Raw genomic sequence first — 16,948 nt, 5'->3', positions numbered from 1 at the left:
TGACGTTTACAAGCCCAAAATGAAAATGCCGTTCAGTCTTAACTGAACGGCATTAGCCGCGCGCGGGTTTTTTTTCGTCCGCGTATGATGACGCCACAACCATCCGGGAGGGACGATGAAGGAAGTGATCTTGATTACCGGCAGCAGTCGCGGCATCGGCGCGGCGACGGCCCTGCTGGCGGCGCGCCAGGGCTATGCCGTGTGCGTCAACTATGCGCGCGATGCGCAGGCGGCCGGGGAACTGTGCGCGCGCATCGTGGCCGAAGGCGGCGAGGCCATCGCCGTGCAGGCCGACGTCAGTTATGAAGCGGACGTGGCACGCCTGTTTGCGGAAGTCGATGCCCGCCTGGGGATCTTGACGGCGCTGGTCAACAATGTGGGCGTGCTGGAACAGAAATGCCGGCTCGTCGACATGTCCGCGCAGCGCCTCGAACGCGTGCTGCGCACCAACGTGATCAGTTATTTCCTGTGCTGCCAGCAGGCGGTGCGGCGCATGTCGACGGCCAATGGCGGGCAGGGCGGACGCATCGTGAACGTCTCGTCGGCGGCGGCGCGCCTCGGCTCCCCTGGCGAATACATCGATTACGCGGCCTCGAAGGGCGCCGTCGATACCTTGACCGTGGGCCTGGCGAAGGAAGTGGCGGCCGAGGGCGTCCGCGTCAACGGCGTGCGGCCCGGCATCATCTACACGGACATCCACGCGTCTGGCGGCGAGCCGGGGCGGGTGGCGCGCCTGGCGCCCGGCGTGCCGATGCTGCGGGGCGGCCAGCCGGAAGAAATTGCCGACGCCATCGTGTACCTGCTGGGGCCAGGCGCGAGCTATGTGACGGGCAGCATCCTCGACGTGGCGGGCGGACGCTGATTTTCAAACGCGGCAAGCGACTGATTCAATCGGCGGGCCAATTATCAAGCGGGACAATTCAATCCAGAATGGCGGGGTGCCATCTGCAGCAGGCACGCCGATCAACTTACCTGGAATGACCATGTCCGCTTTTGCTCCCGCCATCCTGGCCCTGTCGTTGCTGGCCGCCGTGCCAGCCCATACCGCCGCCAACCTGCCCGTGCCGGCCCACCTTGCCGGCGCCGCCGTCACCGACCAGGTGGCCCTGGCGGCGCGCCGCTATGCCGCGTTCTGGCAGAGCGGCGATCCGGCCCTGGCGCGTCTGGCGCTGGCCGACGATTTCACCGATCGCGCCTTGCCCGCCGGCCGCCCGCAGGGACTGGCCGGCCCGCTGCAGGCGTCACAGGTCTTTCACGCGGCCGTGCCGGATTTGCAGGTCGCCATCGACGACATGCTGGTGGCCGGCGACCGTGTCACCCTGCGCCTGCATTTCACGGGCCACTTCACGGGCGTCTTCCCCACGCCGCAGGGCGAGGTGCGCGGCAAGGGACAAGCCATCGACTTTTACGCGTTTGATCTGTACCGGGTCAATGCGCAAGGGCGCATCAGCGACAACTGGCACCTGGAAGACAACCTGACCCTGCTGCGCCAGTTTGGCGTGCTGGCGCAGTAATGATCGCCTTCAGGCTTGCAGTGCCGCGAATTGCCGCAGCAGGAAGTCGGCCAGCAGGGCGATGCGCGGCGGCGGGAAGCGGCTGCGCCGGTACAGCAGGTTCAGGGGGACGCTATCGGCAAAATAATCGTCGAGCACCGTTTGCAAGCGTCCCGCGCGCAGATCGTCAGCGATGTCGAGCAGGGATTTGTAGGCATAGCCATGGCCGGCCACGGCCCAGCGGCGGATGATTTCGCCGTCGTTGCTGTGCCAGTGCCCCTGCGGGCGCAGGCCGTGGCGCTTGCCGTCCTCGCGGTAACGCCATTCCTGCGGCGCGCCGTCGCCCGCCGTCAGCACGAGGGTCGGCAGCAGCGCCAGGTCGCGCGGCGTGGCCGGCACGCCGACCCTGGCGGCCAGCGCGGGCGCCACGCACACGACGCGCCGGCCCGGGTGCAGCAGGCGCGCCACCATCTCGCTGTCGGGCAGCTCGCCGTAGCGGATGGCCAGGTCGATATCGTCCTGCACCAGGTTGGACGTGGCGTCCGTCAGGGTCAGCGCATGGCGCACCTGCGGGTGCAGCGCGGCAAAGCGGTCGAGCATGGGCAGCAGCAGCTGGCGGCCGATGTCGGACGGCGCCGAGATGCGCACCACGCCGCGCACGGCGCCGCCGCCCGCATGCAAGCCGTCTTCCGCTCGCGCCAGCAAGTCCAGCGCCTGCTCGCTGTAGTGGCGGTAGTGCAGCCCCTCTTGCGTCAGGCGCAGCTGGCGTGTGGTGCGTTCGAACAGGGTGACGCCCAGCGCCGTTTCCAGGCGCGCGATGGCGGCGCTGGCGGCGGCCGGCGACAGGCCGTGCTTGCGGCCGGCGGCGGAAAAGCTGCCCAGCGCCGCGGCGTCGAGGAACAGGGCGATTTCCGCCAGGCGTCCGGCGCCGCCGCGGCTCATGCCGGGTGCGCGGCCGCTGGTTTCTGTGCCGGTGCCGAGTGGGGCGCGGAATGGGGCGTGATCACCACGGTGCAGGTGGTGCCGGCCACCAGCAGCTGGCCTGCCGGTTGCGCGTCGATGTGGATGCGCACGGGCACGCGCTGCGCCAGGCGCACCCAGTTGAAGGTGGGATTGACGTCGGCCAGCAATTCGCGGCCCGTGGCGGCGTCGCGGTCGGTGATGCCGCGCGCGATGCTCTCAATGTGGCCATGCAGGGTGCCGCCGCTCATCAGATTCATTTCCGCCTTGTCGTCCTGCGCCAGCATGCCCAGCTTGGTCTCTTCGAAATAGCCGACGACATAATAGGAGGCGCTGTCGATGACGGCCAGCTTGGCCGCGCCGACGGCGGCGAAATCGCCCTTGTGCACGTTCAGGTTGGTCACGTAGCCGCTGACGGGCGCGCGCACGGTGGTGCGCTCCAGGTTCAATTGCGCCAGGGCGCGGGCGGCCACGGCGGCCTGCACCTGCGACGAGGCCGAACTGGCGGCAAAGGCCGCGCTTTCGCGGCTTTCCGTCGAGATGATGCTGGCGTCCAGGCCTGCGCGGCGCTGCGCTTCCTTGCCGCGGCGGCCCATCTCCGTTTTTTGCGCGGCCAGCACGGCGTCGGCCTGCGCCAGCGCGCTGACATAGCGTTCCTTGTCGACGACGAACAGCACGTCGCCCTTGTGCACCACCTGGTTGTCGCGCACCAGCACGTCCGTGACGGTGCCGGCCACGTCGGCGCTGATGTTGACGATGTCGGCCTTGATGCGGCCGTCGCGCGTCCACGGCGACGCCATGTAGCGGTCCCAGACGCTCTTGCCTATCCACAGGGCGGCGGCCAATAGCAGCAGGGTGATTGCATAGCGGGTCAGTTTGCTTACCATGTCGGCAGCCTTTCCTTGATCAGATTGAACAGTTTTTTTTATTTGTAAAGCGATAAAGCCAGCGCGCCGAAGATGGCGATGAAGATGCACAGCCGCGCCAGCGACGGGTGCCATACCATGCGGTACACGCCCAGCCAGCCCAGCGCGCGGTCGAGCAGGGTTTGCAGGACGATGCTGAGGATGAACAGGGGCAGCAGGGTGGGAATCAAGATACCGAACAGGGCGAATTCACGCGGCATGGTGGTCTCCGGCGCCAGGCGCCATATGGTCGAGTAATGAGGTATAGATCGAGTGCAGGTCGGCCAGCGCCGTCTGCAGGCGCGCGCTGCGTTCTGGCGTGACGCCGGCTTCGTTCTGCGCCGCGCGCACCACGGCGCCCGCCTGCAGGGTGGCGGCCAGCGCCGCCTGCAGTGCCGTGTCGCCGCGCGTGCGCAGCCAGCCGGCGATGTGGTCCACGCACTGCTGCAGCGCGTGGCGCGTGGCGCCCGGCCGGGCGGTCGCGATCAGTTCGCGCAATTCGATCACCGAGTGGCCGATTTCCAGCAGGGTCAATGCCTGGCGCACGACGGCGCGCGTGGCCTCGCCCGGCGCCGGGCCGGCCGCCGCATTGAGCTGGCTGAGCAAGTCGCGCACGCGGTTGTCGAAACGGTGTTTCACGCGCCGCGCCGGCGCCGTGCACGCATGCAGCGCTTCGCGCCACAGGGCGCGGCCGATATGGTCCTTGTGGCCCATCGTGTGCTCGGGCAGCAGCACGGCAAAGACGAGGGCGGCCAGCATCAGGCCGACGATCAGGGCCATGCCCGTGTTGAGAAAAGCGGCGCCGTCGACATGCATCAGATTCGTCGGCGCCATCTGCGTGATGAAGGTCGACACGCCCAGGCCCACGCCCATCCTGGCGGGATTCGTCATCAGGTACAGGCCGACGGCCAGGAACGGCGCAAAACTGAGCACCAGCATGGGGAAGCCGTCGCCGTGCACCAGCACGAAGTACACGCACACGAGCGAGAGCGGCATGGCGATCAAAAAGCCCGTCAGCACTTGCCGGATCATCATGATGGGGCGCGGCGAGGACGAGGCCAGCGCGCAGAACACGGCCGCCATCAGCATCGCCGTGCTGGCGTAGGGCCAGGCGAGGAAGTAGGCGCCCAGCGCCAGCAGGGCCAGGCTGATGCCGGCGCGCGCGCCGCTGGCGAGCACCAGCGCCGGCGGCGTCTTCGGCGCATACGCCTGCGGCGTGCTCACTTCCAGCGGCGTGTCGTGCACGAGGCTGAAATACACTTCGTGAAAGCGGCTCATGTCGCGCGCGAAGCGCTCGAGCAACTCGCACACGGTGTCGAAATCGATGCGCTGCGCATGCTTGACGTGCGCACTGTCGATCTCCGCGCGGGCTTGCGCCAGCGCCGTTTGCAGATGCCGCTGCATGGTGTCGAGCGAGTCTTGCGACGGCGTCGCCTGCAGCGCCTCGGCGACGATGGCGTACAGGGGCGCGCAGGCCTGCATGACCTGGTTTTCGCCATCGCGCTGCAGGCGGTCGAACAGGCGGTGGAAAGTGTAGAAAGTCGTCAGCGCCGCCATGAAGGTGGCGTTGAAGGCGTGCAGCTTGCGGTTTTGCGCGCGCACGTGACCGACCTTGCTGGTGACTTCGAACAGGGCGGCCGAGCGGCCCAGTTCCAGCGCCGCCACGTCGGCGGCAAACTGCAGATGCGTCAGTTCCACCTGCTCCGGCGTGAGTTTTTGCTGCAGCACGTCCTGGCAAAAGGCGAGGAATTTGCCGTAGCGCGCCTGCACCGTGCGCATCACCTGCGTGCCCTGGTGGCGCGGCAGCAGCACGCTGGACACGGCCGCCGAGCAGATGATGCCCAGGCCCACTTCGGCCACGCGCGTGACGGCCAGCGAAAACACCTGCATCGGCTGCTCGATGGCGGGCAGCACGATCATGCAGGCCGTGTAGCCGGCCAGCACGTACACATACGACTGGGCGTTGCGGTGCAGGGCCGAGCCGCTCGTGCACAGGCCCACCCACAGGGCCAGGCCGGCGAACAGCAGCACCGGCTGCTGCGGGAACAGGCCGATCAGGGTCAGCGCGGCCGTGCATCCGAGCAGGGTGCCGCACAGGCGGTAAAAGCTCTTTTCCAGCACCATGCCGCTGCTGGGCAGGGCCAGGATGATGGTGGTGGTCATCGCCGTGCTGGGCGAATCGAGGCCCAGGCGGTAGGCCAGCCACAGCGCGCAGAACGCGGCGATGAGGGTCTTGCCGACGTAGATCCAGCGCTCGCCTTCCGTCGCGCGCCAGTCCTGCAGCACCAGCGCCAGCCAGCGGGCCGCCCGGGTCAGGCGGTCATCTATGGGTGTTGTTACTGTGGCTGGCGTCATCGATAGGCTATCAATTCTGGTTGTTGAGATTGTTCAGGTTGCGCAACTGGCGCATGTACAGCTTGTCGAGCACTTGCAGCTCTTCTTGCGTAAACCCTTCGTACAGGGCCGACGTTTCCTGGTACACGTCGGGCAGCGCCGTTTCGATCAGGGCGCGGCCCTTGTCGGTCAGCGAGATCATCACCGAGCGGCGGTCGCCGGGACGCGTGCCGCGGTGGATCAGGCCGCGCGTTTCCAGGTCGTTGCACACGCGCGTCAGGTTGGCCGGCTTTTCATGGCAGGCCATGCCCAGGGTGCAGGCGTTCGAGGTTTCGTCGTCCGTGCCGTACAGCACGGCCAGCACCATGTAGCTGGCATCGACCAGGTCGTGCTTCTTCAGCGCCGCATTGGTCAAGTCCTTCATGCCTTTTTGAATGTGGTACGTCATGCGCAACAGGCGCATCAGTTCCATGGGGAAGCCTGGCATGCGCGTGCGGATGTTTTGCAGCCGCTTGGAGGTGGCGTCAAAAGCGGTCATGTCATATTCCTTCATGTGTGAATAAAGTTCCGATTGTATCTTGTTGGGCTAGGGCAATGCCAGGATTGCAAGCTCAGATCCCGCCTCCCAGCGCATTCATCAAGGAAACATACAGATCGAGCTCGCGCGCCCCATTCTGCGCCTGCTGCTGTTCTTCCGCCAGCAGCGCCACTTGCGTGTTGAGCATGGCGATGGCGTCGCTCATGCCCGCTTTGTACGCCTTTTCCGCCAGGTCGCGCGCGCGCCGCGCCGTGGCCAGCGCCTGCACGGTCAGCTGGTGCTGCTTTTTCAGCGACTGGGCGCGGGTGACGGCGTTGGCGACGTCCGACATGGCGTTGATGACGGTGGCGTTGTACTGCTCCACGGCGCCGTCGTACACGGCCGTCTGGCTGCCCAGCTGGGCGCGCAGGCGGGCGCCGGCGAAGATCGGCAGGCTCAGCGCGGGCGAGACGCCGCGGATGTCCGAATTCGCGTCGAGAAAGTGGCTGAAGCCGAAGGCCTGGAAGCCGGCGAAGGCCACCAGGTTGACGTTCGGGTAGAACTCGGCCTTGGCGGCGTCGATGCGCTGCGCCGCCGCTTCGACTCTCCAGCGCTGGGCGGCGATGTCGGGCCTGCGGCCGATCAGGTCGGCCGGCAGGGCGGCGGGAATGGCCAGCGGCTGGTCCAGGCGCAGCACGGGGCGCGTGAGCGCCGCACCGGCCGCCGGACCCTTGCCCGCCAGCGCCGCCAGCTGGTTGCGCAGCAGGGCCAGCGATTCGGCCGACTGTTCCAGCTGGCGGCGGCCCGCCGGCAAGGTGGTTTCGATCTGCGCCACGTCGATGTCCGTGCCGATGCCGGCTTGCTTGCGCTGGCGCGTGATGTCGAGGATGCGGGCGCGCTGCGCCAGGCTGCGTTCGATCACGTCCTGCAGCTGGAATTCATACGACAGCTGGATGTAGGTGCGCACCAGCGCCGTTTCCAGGGCCAGGCGCGCCATCTGCGATTCGGCCGAGGCCATCTGCACGTCGCCCAGGGCGGCGGACAGGGCGGCGCGGTTGCGGCCCCACAGGTCCAGGTCGTACGAGGCCGTGACGGTGGCCTGGTTGCGCCACGCGTAGTTGCCGGCCAGCGGCGCCGGCGTGCTGCCGTGCTGCGAATACAGTTCGCGGTTGATGGATACATTCGCGTCGGCCTGCGGGCGGGTCTTGTCCTCGGCCGCGCCGGCCAGCGCCTCGGCCTGGCGCACGCGCGCCTGGGCGCCGCGCAGGGTGGGGCTGTCGGCCAGCGCCTGGTCCATCAAACGGTTCAATTGGGGATCGTGCAAGTCTTGCCACCATTGCGCGCGCGGCCATGGTATGGCGGCGCTGGCGGCGGCATCCATGGCCTGGCTGGCCTGCAGCTTGTTGGCGTCGAGCATGGCCGATTGCGGCGCGATATGGCCCATGTCGGCGCAAGCGCTCAAGGCAAGGATCAGGCTGGCGGCAAGCAGACGGCGGTGCAGGGACATGCAGGGACTCCGGTTGGATGGTGTCGGGGGAAATCACAGCTCGCCGCGGTGAGCGCCGGGAGTGGCCCGGCCGGGGCAGGCCCGGGTGCTGCGCCGCAACTGAGTTGTTACTGATTGAAACCGGCTGACTGGTTTCTTATTTGACGACGTGTTTCGCCGTTTGCGCGATGTCAAAATCGGCTTCCGTCTGCGGGATCAGGCCAGCCTTGCGGGCGGCGTAGAACTCGGCCATGACTTGCTCGCGCGTCACCTTGCTGGCGGCGGTGGCCGGCGTTTTCGGGTAGTCGACTTCGCTGGTGGCGATTTCGCCGGCGTTGCGGGCACGGATGTATTCGGCCGTGACTTGCTCGCGCGTGAGTTGCTGGCTGGCAGCTGCAGGCGCGGCGCTCTGGGCGAAAGCCGAGGTGGCCGTGGTGAGGGCAAACAATGCTGCGATCAGTGATTTGGCTTGCATGATAAGACTCCAATATGTGCATGATGGCTGGGTGGATGGGCCGGCTCGCCACGTACCGGTCGGTTCGGCGGCATGGCGCTGGTGGGCGCCGTGCCGCCGATGAAGCAATTTCTGGATGAGAAGATGCCTACTTGAATTAACTATAGCAATGAATATTACATTTGTGAAGTAATTTCTGAAAATATTTGTGCGTCGCCGCATTTTTCCTAGGGAAAATGCCGTGCAGGCGTGCGCCGCTGACCGGGCCAAGGGAGTAGGATGGTTTTTTGTCAAGAGGAGTCAGCCATGAGCGGCAGCACACTCGATCCGGACAATCTGCCCGTCACGCCCGACCGCGTCCTGGGCAGCGGCCATGGCAAGGGGGCGCTGGGGCCCAGCGACAGTTCCGACAGCGGCAGCGACATGCAGGGCGTGCCTGGCCAGGATGCGGAAGCGTTAGACAACGACAGCGATGCGGCCGGCACGGGCGAGCGGGCCGGCGTGGAACCCCTCAACGTATCGCCCGATGGCGGCGACATCGACGTTGATCATGTGGAGAGCCTGGCACCCGTGCCGCAGCCCGAAGGGGACGAGGACGAATTGCCTCCACGAATTAATGTCTCTCCTGCGCCATCAGCGTAAAATGTGCTCAAGGCGGCGTGCGCGCCGCCATGGCCAGCCGGCCGGCACAGGATAGGATGTCAGAGGATGCAAACGCAGATGTCGGAAGAGAAAGAAAAAGACTTGATGTCGATGTACCGCGAGACGCGGCCGCGCGAGTTTTTTGGTGAAAAAAGTGACACCAACCACCTGGCCTGGAGTGCGCTGGTGGTGTTGCAGGCGCTGGCGTTCTGGCTCGTCGTGGCCCTGGCGGCGGCGGAAAACCAGCGCCATGCCCTGGAAACGAAGGCGTGCCAGGATCGCGTGTTTCCCACGGAAATCGACATGTCTTGCCTGAAGCAGGTCAGGTCGCGCGATCACTGGTGGCAGCACGTGGGCCACGCGCTGGTGCGGATGGGCGGCTGATCCGGGCGCGGTCTGGCCAACCTTGGCGGCTGCTGCCAAGGCAGTTGCGTTGACGGAGCGACAGTGCGGGAGGCGCCATGCCACGCGATCTCGGGCGCGAGCAGCCGCAATGGCTGCTGGCGCGCCACAGTGCCTTGACGGCGCGCCAGTTGCTGCGCGCCTATGGCTTGCTATGCCTGTTTTCCCTCGTGATTGCCGCCGCCTTTGCGTTGCGCGGGCTCTGGTATATTCCCGTCTTTTCGTTCGCCGAGCTGGGCCTGGTGGCCATCGCCCTGCTGCATTACCTGCGCCATGCGCGCGACTATGAACACATCGCCCTGCGCGACGGCGAGCTGATCATCGAACAGGTGAGCGCCGGGCGTTGTGTGCGCCACCACTTTGCGCCGTGGCGCACGCGCATCGCCGTGCCGCAAGGGCCGCGCCAATTGATACACATCAACGATATGCGTGATGCTGCCCGGCATGTGGCGGTGGGCGTGTTCGCCACGCCCGAACGGCGCCTGCAGGTGGCGCAGGAACTGCTGGCCCTGCTGCCACCGCCAATGTCGCCGCCCTGAACGGGCCGTGACAAGGTTTTAGACGGCGCGCGACGGCCCTTCCCACAGATTGATATGGCCTTCGCGCGCCTGCACGTCGATGGCGGCCAGCTCGTCGGCCGTGAACGACAACTGCTGCAGCGCGGCCACGTTTTCGCGGATTTGCGCGCTGCTGCTCGCGCCGATCAGGGTCGAGGTGACGCGGGGATCGCGCAATACCCAGGCCAGCGCCATCTGCGCCAGGGTTTGTCCCCGCTGCGCGGCGATCTGGTTCAGGGCGCGCACGCGGGCCAGGTTTTCCGCGCTCAGGTGCTGCTGCAGCAGCGAACCGCCGCCGGGACGGTTGACGCGCGCATCCTGCGGCACGCCATCGAGGTATTTGTCGCTGAGCAGACCCTGCGCCAGCGCCGTAAACGTGATGCAGCCCATGCCTTGTTCTTGCAAGGTGTCGAGCAAGCCGTCTTCCTCGATCCAGCGGTTGAGCATGTTGTAGGCGGGCTGGTGGATCAGGCACGGTACTTTCCATTCCTTCAGCAGGGCGGTGGCCTCGGCCGTCTTTTGCGGAGAATACGACGACAGGCCCACGTACAGCGCCTTGCCCTGTTGCACGGCGGTGGCCAGCGCGCCCATGGTTTCTTCCAGCGGCGTGTCGGCGTCGTAGCGGTGCGAGTAAAAGATGTCGACGTAGTCGAGGCCCAGGCGCCGCAAGCTCTGGTCCAGGCTGGCCAGCACGTATTTGCGCGAACCGCCGCCCTGGCCGTATGGACCTGGCCACATGTCCCAGCCCGCCTTGGTGGAAATGATCAACTCATCGCGGTACGGTAAGAAATCGTCGCGTAGCAGCTTGCCGAAATTGCTTTCCGCGCTGCCATACGGCGGGCCATAGTTGTTGGCCAGGTCGAAATGCGTGATGCCCAGGTCGAAGGCCGTGCGCAGCATGTCGCGCTGCGAAGCCAGATGGTTGCTGTCGCCAAAGTTGTGCCACAGTCCCAGGGACAGCAGCGGCAGTTTCAGCCCGCTGCGACCGCAGGTGCGGTATGGCATGTTGTCGTAGCGGTTCTCGGCGGCGTGGTAGGTCATGGCATCTCCTGCTTGAATGAAGCGCCTATTTTCGCGCAAAATCAAAGTCGATGTGCGTGCGCCTTGTATGTGGCCGGGCGCGCCTTACAATGGGCGTTCAGGAGTCTCGCAAGGAGCGGTCATGGAAATCGAATTGAAATTGTTGCTGGCGCCGCAAGACGCGCCCCGTCTGCGCGCGCACCCGCTGCTGGCGCAGTCTGCGCAAAATGCGCCAACGGCGCCGCAGGTGCTGCAGCTGCACGATATCTATGTCGATACGCCCGATTTGCAGCTATGCCGCCACCAGGCGGGTTTGCGCGTGCGCCAGGTGGACGGGCGCTGGGTGCAAACCCTGAAGGCGGGCGGCACGGTCAGCGGCGGCTTGCATAGCCGTCACGAATGGGAAGGCGACGTTGCCGGGCCGCGGCCGGACCTCGCCGCGCTCGACGCCGCCATCGGCCGCAAGCAGCCCATCCGCGCGCTGCTGCGCCAGGACGCCATCCGCGACGCCTTGCAGCCCGTGTTTTCCACGCGCATGGAGCGCACCGTATGGCAGCTGCGCACGCCGCAGGGCGACCAGATCGAATGCGTGCTGGACCAGGGTGTCATTGAAAGCGGCGCGGATGGCGCCGCGCGCAGCGTGCCCGTCAGCGAGATCGAACTGGAGTTGAAGCAGGGGCAAGCGGCCGGCCTGTTCGACGTGGCGCTGGCCCTGCTGCAGGATGTGCCGCTGCAGCTGGGCCACATGAGCAAGGCGGAACGCGGTTACCGCCTGGCGGCGGCGCAACCGCTGCAGGCGGTCAAGGCGCAACCCCTGGCGCTGGACGCGGAGATGTCGGTGGAGCAAGTGTTCCTGGCCATCGCCGGCAATTGCCTGGAGCAGGTCAGCGGCAACCAGGATGGCGTGGCGGCGGGCGAGGATGTGGAAAGCGTGCACCAGATGCGCGTGGGCCTGCGCCGCTTGCGCTCGGCGCTGGGCATGTTCAAGTCCCTGCTGGCGCTGCCGGACGCCTTGAAGAGCGAGCTCGATTGGCTGGGCGGCGCGCTGGGCGAGGCGCGCGACTGGGATGTGCTGGCTGGCGACACCCTGGCGCGGCTCGATGGCGAGGCGCAAGCGGACGCGGCGGCGCTGGCTGAGGCGGCGCACGCGCAGGCGCGGGTCAAGCACGTGCAAGCGGCCCAGGCCGTTACGTCGGTGCGCTACACGGCTTGCATGCTGGGCTTGCAGCGCTGGCTGCAGGCGCGCGCCTGGCGCGACAGTTGCTCCGTGCGCCAGGTGCGGCGCCTGGACGCACCCATCTGTCCGTTTGCCCGCGCCACCCTGCGCAAGGATCAGCGCCGCCTGGTGAAGCGCGGCAAGCGCCTGCTGCATGCCACGCCGCAGCAGCGCCACCGGGTGCGCATCGCGGCCAAGAAGACGCGCTATGCGACGGAATTCTTCGCCTCGCTGTTGGCCGCGCGCGCCGTGCAGCCGTATGTGGGGCGCCTGTCGGCCCTGCAGGATGAACTGGGCTGGCTCAACGACGTGCAGGTGGCCGACCGGCTGCTGCAGCAATTGCCCGATGTCCAGACTGGCCAGGCTGACCAGTCCGCCCAGGACGGCCTGCGGGAGCACGCGGCCTTCGTGCGCGGCTATCTGGCGGCGCGCTCCCAGGCGCAGGGCAGCGATGGCCGCATGCACAAGGCCTGGCGGCGCTTCAAGGCGGCCCGCTTCCCGGCTTGAGCCGGCCTGGCAGTGGCGTGCGGCCCGGCTAGGCCAGCGGTCGTTGCAACTGGCGTTCGAGGATGGCCAGCGGCGACTTGTGCGGTGCGGCCATGGCGCGCACGGGCAGCAGCCAGGTTTGCTCCAGCGCATGCTGTCCCCGCAGGGCCGCGTGCGACACCGCGTCGCTGAAGACGATCCAGGTCTGGCCTGGCGCGAACGCATGCGTGTGCTGCTCCACCTGCGCCTGGTAATCCAGGTCGGCCTTCATGGCGTCGTGCAGCTGCAGCATGTAGTGATCGTAGGCCGTGCGCCGCGACTTGGTGACGTGCAGCCATTCCAGCAGGGCCGCCAGCACGGGTTGCGGACGCTTTGCGACGGGCAAGAAACGCTGCGCCACCTGCTCGAAGGGCGCACCCAGCTTCCACACGCGGGGGGCGCCGCGCGGGTGGATGTTGCTGAAGACGCGCAGGATGCGCCGGCCCTGCGTGGGCGAGGAGGGAAAGCTGTCGACATGCAGGCGCGTATCGTCCTTGCGCCAGGAGCTCACGCGGCCGGCGATTTCCACGGGGCGAAAGCTGCTCTTGCCTTGCTGCAGATGGGGAGCATAGCCAGGCAGCAAGCCGGCCAGCAAGCGCCGCGTGTGCTCCGCATAGCGCCGCATCAGCGCGGCCAGCAGGGCCGCATCGTAGGCATCGCCGTGGCCGCGCACGCCGCGCGCCGGTTCCCAGCTGATGTTCTTGGCGCTGCTGGCGTTATCCGTCGCGCCGTTGAGCAGGGCGTGCTCTTGCTGTTGCAGGGGAAAGCCCAGGCGGGGCAACAGCAGCACTTGCCCATCTTCGAGCGCCTGCAGCGCCGCCGCCTGCTGCGCGGCGCTGCCGTCGGCGTCCCACTGCTCCAATGAAATATCGATGAGTTTGCTCATGGCACAAACGGGGAGATATCGGAGCGGCCAGTATCGGCGCTTGCCGCCCGTTCCCGTTTGCGCTAGCGCAGCTTCAGCTCACAGTTTGCTGTTCTGGCAGCCGGCGCTCACGCATTCGCGCACGCGGTCTTGCAGGAATTGCGCGCGTTCGATGGTGGTCCGGGTGGCGCAATCGAGGTTCACATAGAACCCCGAGCCATCCTTTTTCGAGCATCGCTCGTTGCGCTCGCCGATCCAGGAAAGCTGGCCCGATTTCAGCTTTTGCTTGCCGCCGGCATCGAGCTGGGCAGCGAGCTTTTTGTAGTTGGCGTTGAGTTCCTTGTCCGCTTCCTGGTACACCTTGTTGAGGCAATACAGGCCGTCGAAGTCGTTGCGCGGCGTGTCGCAGGCCGAGTTGGCGAAGGCGGAACCGGAGGCAAATACGAGCAGGGCAAGCAGGCATTTTTTCATGGCGGGCTTTCGGTAAGGGGGAGGGGGATGCAAGAGCATGTCAGGCTCTTGCGCATCGTATAACATTTTCCGCCCTGGCCCCTGCACGCTTGCGGCGCCGCGCGGCCCGGGCGCCGTCAGTAGGCCAGGCGGCCCGGCACGCTCACCTCGATCTGCGTGCCGGCGCCGGGCCGGCTGTCGATGCGCAGGCTGGCCCCGATGCCGGCGGCGCGCTCGCGCATGCCGACCAGGCCCCAGTGGCCGGGCCGCTGGCCCGTTTGCGCCACGGCGTCATCGAGGCCGCAGCCGTCGTCGCGCACGCGCAGGGTGAACGCCTGCTCCGCATAGTCGAGTTCCAGCACGATGTTTGCCGCCTCGGCATAGCGCGAGGCGTTGAACAGCGCTTCGCGCGCGATGGCATAGACCTCGTCATGCACGCGCGGCTGCAGGCGCCGGCAGATGCCGCTGACATGCACCGTGAAGGCGTGCGCGCGGTGCTCGGCCAGGCCCTTGCCGAATTGCTGCAGCGCCAGGCGCAGTTCGTCGGGTTCGGCCGAGGCGCGCAAGTCCATGATCTGGTCGCGCCCTTCGATCAGCAGCTGGTCGGCCAGGTTGAGGGTGCCGTCGAGGCGCGCCCGTTCGCGCGTGCCCTTGGGCAGCATGTCCGCATGCGCATGGAACGACAGGATCAGGCCCTGCACGCTTTGCAGCAGGGTGTCGTGCAGCGAACGGGCGATGCGCGAGCGTTCGGCCAGGCGCTCCTGCAAGCGTTCCTGCAGCCGTTCCTGCATATTGCGCGTCAGGTGGCGGATGCGCAGCACATAGCCGCCATACAGCAGCAGCGCGCCGCCCAGCGCCAGCAATACCACGAACCACGGCGTTTGCACGAAGGCGGGCGCGATGACGATGTCGAGCCCCGTCCCTTGCGTGTTCCAGACGCCGTCTTCGTTGGCGGCCGCGACGTCGAAGCGATAACTGCCGGGCGCCAGGTTGGTATAGTACGCTTCGCGCCGTCCCACCGCCTCCTGCCAGCCGGCGTCCACGCCCGCCAGCCGGTAGCGCAGGCGCACGCGCTCCGGCATCGACAGGCTCAGGGCCGTGAAACCGATCTGCAGGGTCTTGCTGCCTTGCGGCAGGTGCAGCGGCTTGCCGTCGTCCGGGGCGTAATGTACGCCATCGGCCAGCAAGCTGTGGATTTGCACGGGCGGCGGCAGGCGATTGCGGCGGATATGCAGCGGGTCGAGCATGGCGATGGTGGCCGAGGTGGAAAACCACAGCTTGCCATCGGGCGCATGGATCAGCGAGGGCACGGGGCGCAGTTGCGAGGCGTGGCCCTGCAAGCCGTCGAGCGCATCGAAGCGTTCCGCGACGACGGCGCTGCCGTCGCGCAGCCACGCGGCCAGGCTGGCGGCGCCGATATGGGCTATGCCATCCGCGCCATGCAGCCACAGGTCGCCGTCCGGCAGGCGCACGATGCCAGACACGCCGCGAAACGCCGCGCCGCGCGCGCCGCGCAGCATCTGGAAGCGGCCGGCGCGGTACAGGGCCACGCCGTTTTCGCCGCCCGCCCACATCGTGTCGCCATCGCGGTACAGCTGCAGCACGGTGCCCACTTGCAGGCCGTCGGGCGCGCCGAGGCGCCTGACGGCGCCCGCGCGCTGGCCATCGGCCACCAGGCTGACCGTATTGTCGGCATGGCCCAGCCAGACGGTGCCGGCGCCATCCATCGCCATGGCCGTGGTCAGCACCGCCGGCAGGCCGGACAGGCCGCCGTTGGCGATCCATGTGTCGCCGCTCAGGCGGAACAGGCCGCCGCCGGAAAACGAGGCCCACAGCGCGCCCGAGCGGTCTTGCTGCAGCGCCTGGGGATCGAGTCCCCGCACGGGCGGCGCCACGCGCGTCATGGCGCCGCTGCGCGCGCGGTGATGCAGTTCCTTCTCGTTGCCCAGCCACAGCGTGCCGTCGGGCGCCCAGTGGCTGGCCGCCAGCGCCCCTGTCAGTACTACCTTTTTCGCTCCGTCGGCGGTAAAGCTGCGTACGTCGCTGACGTAGTCGCCGATCCACACGTCGCCATCGGGTCCCGGCAGCATGCCGGGATGGTCGAAGGGCACGGCGACGGGCAAGGTCTGCAGGCGGTTCGGCCGCAGCCGGTCCAGGCCCGTCGAGGTGCCGAACCACAGATTGCCTTCGCGGTCCTGGAACGACGTTTGCGGCAGCGGGCCGCTGATGCCGTTCTGGCGCGTCAGGCGCTGGGCCGGCAGGCTGGGGCCGGAAGGGTCGAACTTGCGCTCGATGCCATCGGGCTGCATCAGCCACATGGTGCCGGCGCGGTCGAAGCGCAGGCCGTTGCCCCGGGCGTCGGGCCGGATGGGCGCATCGCCGCGCGGCGCGCTGGTGCGCACGCGGTAGTAATTGCTTTGCGTGTCGACCGCCCAGATGGTGCCGTCGGGCGCTTCATCCATGCTGGTGAGCATGGTGCGCGGCCAGGCATGGGAAAAGCGCGCCTGGCCCGGCTGGCGGAAAAAGACGCCATGCATGGTGCCCATCCACTGCGTGCCGTCGCGCCCGAACAGGATCTGGTACACGCGCTTGTCGGGCAGGCCCACGTTGGCGGCTTGCGCTTCGAAGCGGTCCGCGCCCGGCGCCAGGCGCGCCGCGCCATCGCGCGTGCCGACCCAGATGGCGCCGTCGGGCGCCGCCTCGATATGGAACACGGCGCCCGCCGGCAAGCCGTCCGCTTCCCGGTAGGTGCGCGCGCCATCCCGGCGAAAGACGCTGACGCCGCCAAGGCGGTAGCCGACCCACACGGCACCGTCCGGCGGCGTGGCCAGGCCCAGCACATTGCTTGAGGGCAGGCGGTGGCCGTACACGCTGTCGACGCGGTCGAAGCGCACGCCGTCGTAGCGGTACAAACCAGTAGCCGTGGCGATCCACAGCCAGCCATCCTGGCCCTGGGCGAATTTCAGCACGTCGACGGGCGCGCCCTGCAGGGCGCCCCAGGCGTTGTGGGTGTAGTCGGACAGCAGGGGAGAGGGGGCGGCCGCGCACGCGTGCAGGTGCAGCGCCAGCAGGGGCAAAAGTGACAGGCGGCGCAGCAGGCGAGCGGACATCGAGGCAGGGCA

General features: G+C 67.5%; 17 protein-coding genes. 6 read left to right on the top strand and 11 right to left on the bottom strand.

Annotated features, from left to right (window positions below; genetic code table 11):
* Positions 1–115: 115 nt before the first annotated feature.
* Together J0O65_RS24540 and J0O65_RS24535 are read left to right on the top strand one after the other, a co-directional pair.
* Entirely contained in the window at positions 116–862 is a 747-nt protein-coding gene (locus J0O65_RS24540; RefSeq protein ID WP_215409779.1) for an SDR family oxidoreductase, read from the top strand.
* Between the two features lie 121 nt (positions 863–983).
* Complete coding sequence (locus J0O65_RS24535; protein WP_251373965.1) at positions 984–1,514, top strand: ester cyclase; 531 nt, start codon at positions 984–986, stop codon at positions 1,512–1,514.
* A gap of 9 nt (positions 1,515–1,523) precedes the next feature.
* On the opposite strand, the gene J0O65_RS24530 is transcribed toward J0O65_RS24535, so the two are convergent.
* The 7 genes from J0O65_RS24530 to J0O65_RS24500 all read right to left on the bottom strand — a co-directional run bounded on the left by J0O65_RS24530 (position 1,524) and on the right by J0O65_RS24500 (position 8,170).
* Positions 1,524–2,435, bottom strand: a complete 912-nt coding sequence (locus J0O65_RS24530) for a LysR family transcriptional regulator (protein ID WP_215409777.1) — start codon at positions 2,433–2,435, stop codon at positions 1,524–1,526.
* The gene (locus tag J0O65_RS24525) at positions 2,432–3,340 is read right to left on the bottom strand and encodes an efflux RND transporter periplasmic adaptor subunit (protein ID WP_215409776.1); all 909 of its coding nucleotides are present in this window, start codon (positions 3,338–3,340) and stop codon (positions 2,432–2,434) included. Before J0O65_RS24525 ends, J0O65_RS24530 begins: the two co-directional genes overlap by 4 nt.
* A 38-nt stretch (positions 3,341–3,378) precedes the next feature.
* On the bottom strand, positions 3,379–3,579 hold the full coding sequence (locus J0O65_RS24520; RefSeq protein WP_215409775.1) for a DUF1656 domain-containing protein: 201 nt from the start codon (positions 3,577–3,579) through the stop codon (positions 3,379–3,381).
* Positions 3,569–5,713, bottom strand: coding sequence for an FUSC family protein (locus J0O65_RS24515; RefSeq protein ID WP_251373964.1), 2,145 nt, complete (start codon positions 5,711–5,713; stop codon positions 3,569–3,571). Before J0O65_RS24515 ends, J0O65_RS24520 begins: the two co-directional genes overlap by 11 nt.
* 10 nt (positions 5,714–5,723) lie before the next feature.
* The gene (locus tag J0O65_RS24510) at positions 5,724–6,230 is read right to left on the bottom strand and encodes a MarR family winged helix-turn-helix transcriptional regulator (RefSeq protein WP_086138268.1); all 507 of its coding nucleotides are present in this window, start codon (positions 6,228–6,230) and stop codon (positions 5,724–5,726) included.
* Between the two features lie 73 nt (positions 6,231–6,303).
* Positions 6,304–7,716 carry an efflux transporter outer membrane subunit gene (locus J0O65_RS24505; RefSeq protein WP_215409774.1) on the bottom strand — a complete coding sequence of 471 codons (1,413 nt, stop codon included), beginning with the start codon at positions 7,714–7,716 and terminating at the stop codon, positions 6,304–6,306.
* 136 nt (positions 7,717–7,852) lie between these two features.
* Complete coding sequence (locus J0O65_RS24500; protein ID WP_215409773.1) at positions 7,853–8,170, bottom strand: DUF4148 domain-containing protein; 318 nt, start codon at positions 8,168–8,170, stop codon at positions 7,853–7,855.
* A 285-nt stretch (positions 8,171–8,455) separates the two neighbouring features.
* Between J0O65_RS24500 and J0O65_RS24495 the strand changes: the two genes are divergently transcribed.
* The 3 genes from J0O65_RS24495 (at position 8,456) to J0O65_RS24485 (ending at position 9,732) form a co-directional block, all read left to right on the top strand.
* Positions 8,456–8,791 (top strand): hypothetical protein, encoded by a 336-nt coding sequence (locus J0O65_RS24495; protein ID WP_215409772.1) that lies wholly within the window; start codon positions 8,456–8,458, stop codon positions 8,789–8,791.
* Positions 8,792–8,857: 66 nt separating this feature from the next.
* A complete protein-coding gene (locus J0O65_RS24490) occupies positions 8,858–9,175 on the top strand; it encodes a hypothetical protein (RefSeq protein ID WP_215409771.1) in 318 nt (105 codons plus the stop codon).
* Positions 9,176–9,252: 77 nt separating this feature from the next.
* A complete protein-coding gene (locus J0O65_RS24485) occupies positions 9,253–9,732 on the top strand; it encodes a DUF2244 domain-containing protein (protein WP_215409770.1) in 480 nt (159 codons plus the stop codon).
* Positions 9,733–9,750: 18 nt separating this feature from the next.
* Here the strand turns inward: J0O65_RS24485 and mgrA are convergent, their stop codons facing one another.
* On the bottom strand, positions 9,751–10,791 hold the full coding sequence (mgrA, locus tag J0O65_RS24480) for an L-glyceraldehyde 3-phosphate reductase (RefSeq protein ID WP_215409769.1): 1,041 nt from the start codon (positions 10,789–10,791) through the stop codon (positions 9,751–9,753).
* A gap of 121 nt (positions 10,792–10,912) precedes the next feature.
* Between mgrA and J0O65_RS24475 the strand changes: the two genes are divergently transcribed.
* Positions 10,913–12,493 (top strand): CYTH and CHAD domain-containing protein, encoded by a 1,581-nt coding sequence (locus J0O65_RS24475; protein WP_215409768.1) that lies wholly within the window; start codon positions 10,913–10,915, stop codon positions 12,491–12,493.
* Between the two features lie 28 nt (positions 12,494–12,521).
* Here the strand turns inward: J0O65_RS24475 and kdoO are convergent, their stop codons facing one another.
* From kdoO to J0O65_RS24460, 3 genes are all read right to left on the bottom strand, one after another.
* Entirely contained in the window at positions 12,522–13,397 is an 876-nt protein-coding gene (gene kdoO, locus J0O65_RS24470; RefSeq protein ID WP_215409767.1) for a Kdo hydroxylase KdoO, read from the bottom strand.
* Between the two features lie 78 nt (positions 13,398–13,475).
* Positions 13,476–13,847 (bottom strand): lysozyme inhibitor LprI family protein, encoded by a 372-nt coding sequence (locus tag J0O65_RS24465; protein ID WP_215409766.1) that lies wholly within the window; start codon positions 13,845–13,847, stop codon positions 13,476–13,478.
* Positions 13,848–13,963: 116 nt separating this feature from the next.
* A complete protein-coding gene (locus J0O65_RS24460; protein WP_215409765.1) occupies positions 13,964–16,936 on the bottom strand; it encodes a sensor histidine kinase in 2,973 nt (990 codons plus the stop codon).
* Positions 16,937–16,948 lie beyond the last annotated feature (12 nt).

This window comes from Janthinobacterium sp. JC611, assembly GCF_018682595.1.
In the GTDB taxonomy this organism is placed as follows: Bacteria; Pseudomonadota; Gammaproteobacteria; order Burkholderiales; family Burkholderiaceae_D; genus Janthinobacterium.
Note: the sequence above shows the minus strand (reverse complement) of the source record. Positions and strands in the feature narration are given on the sequence as shown.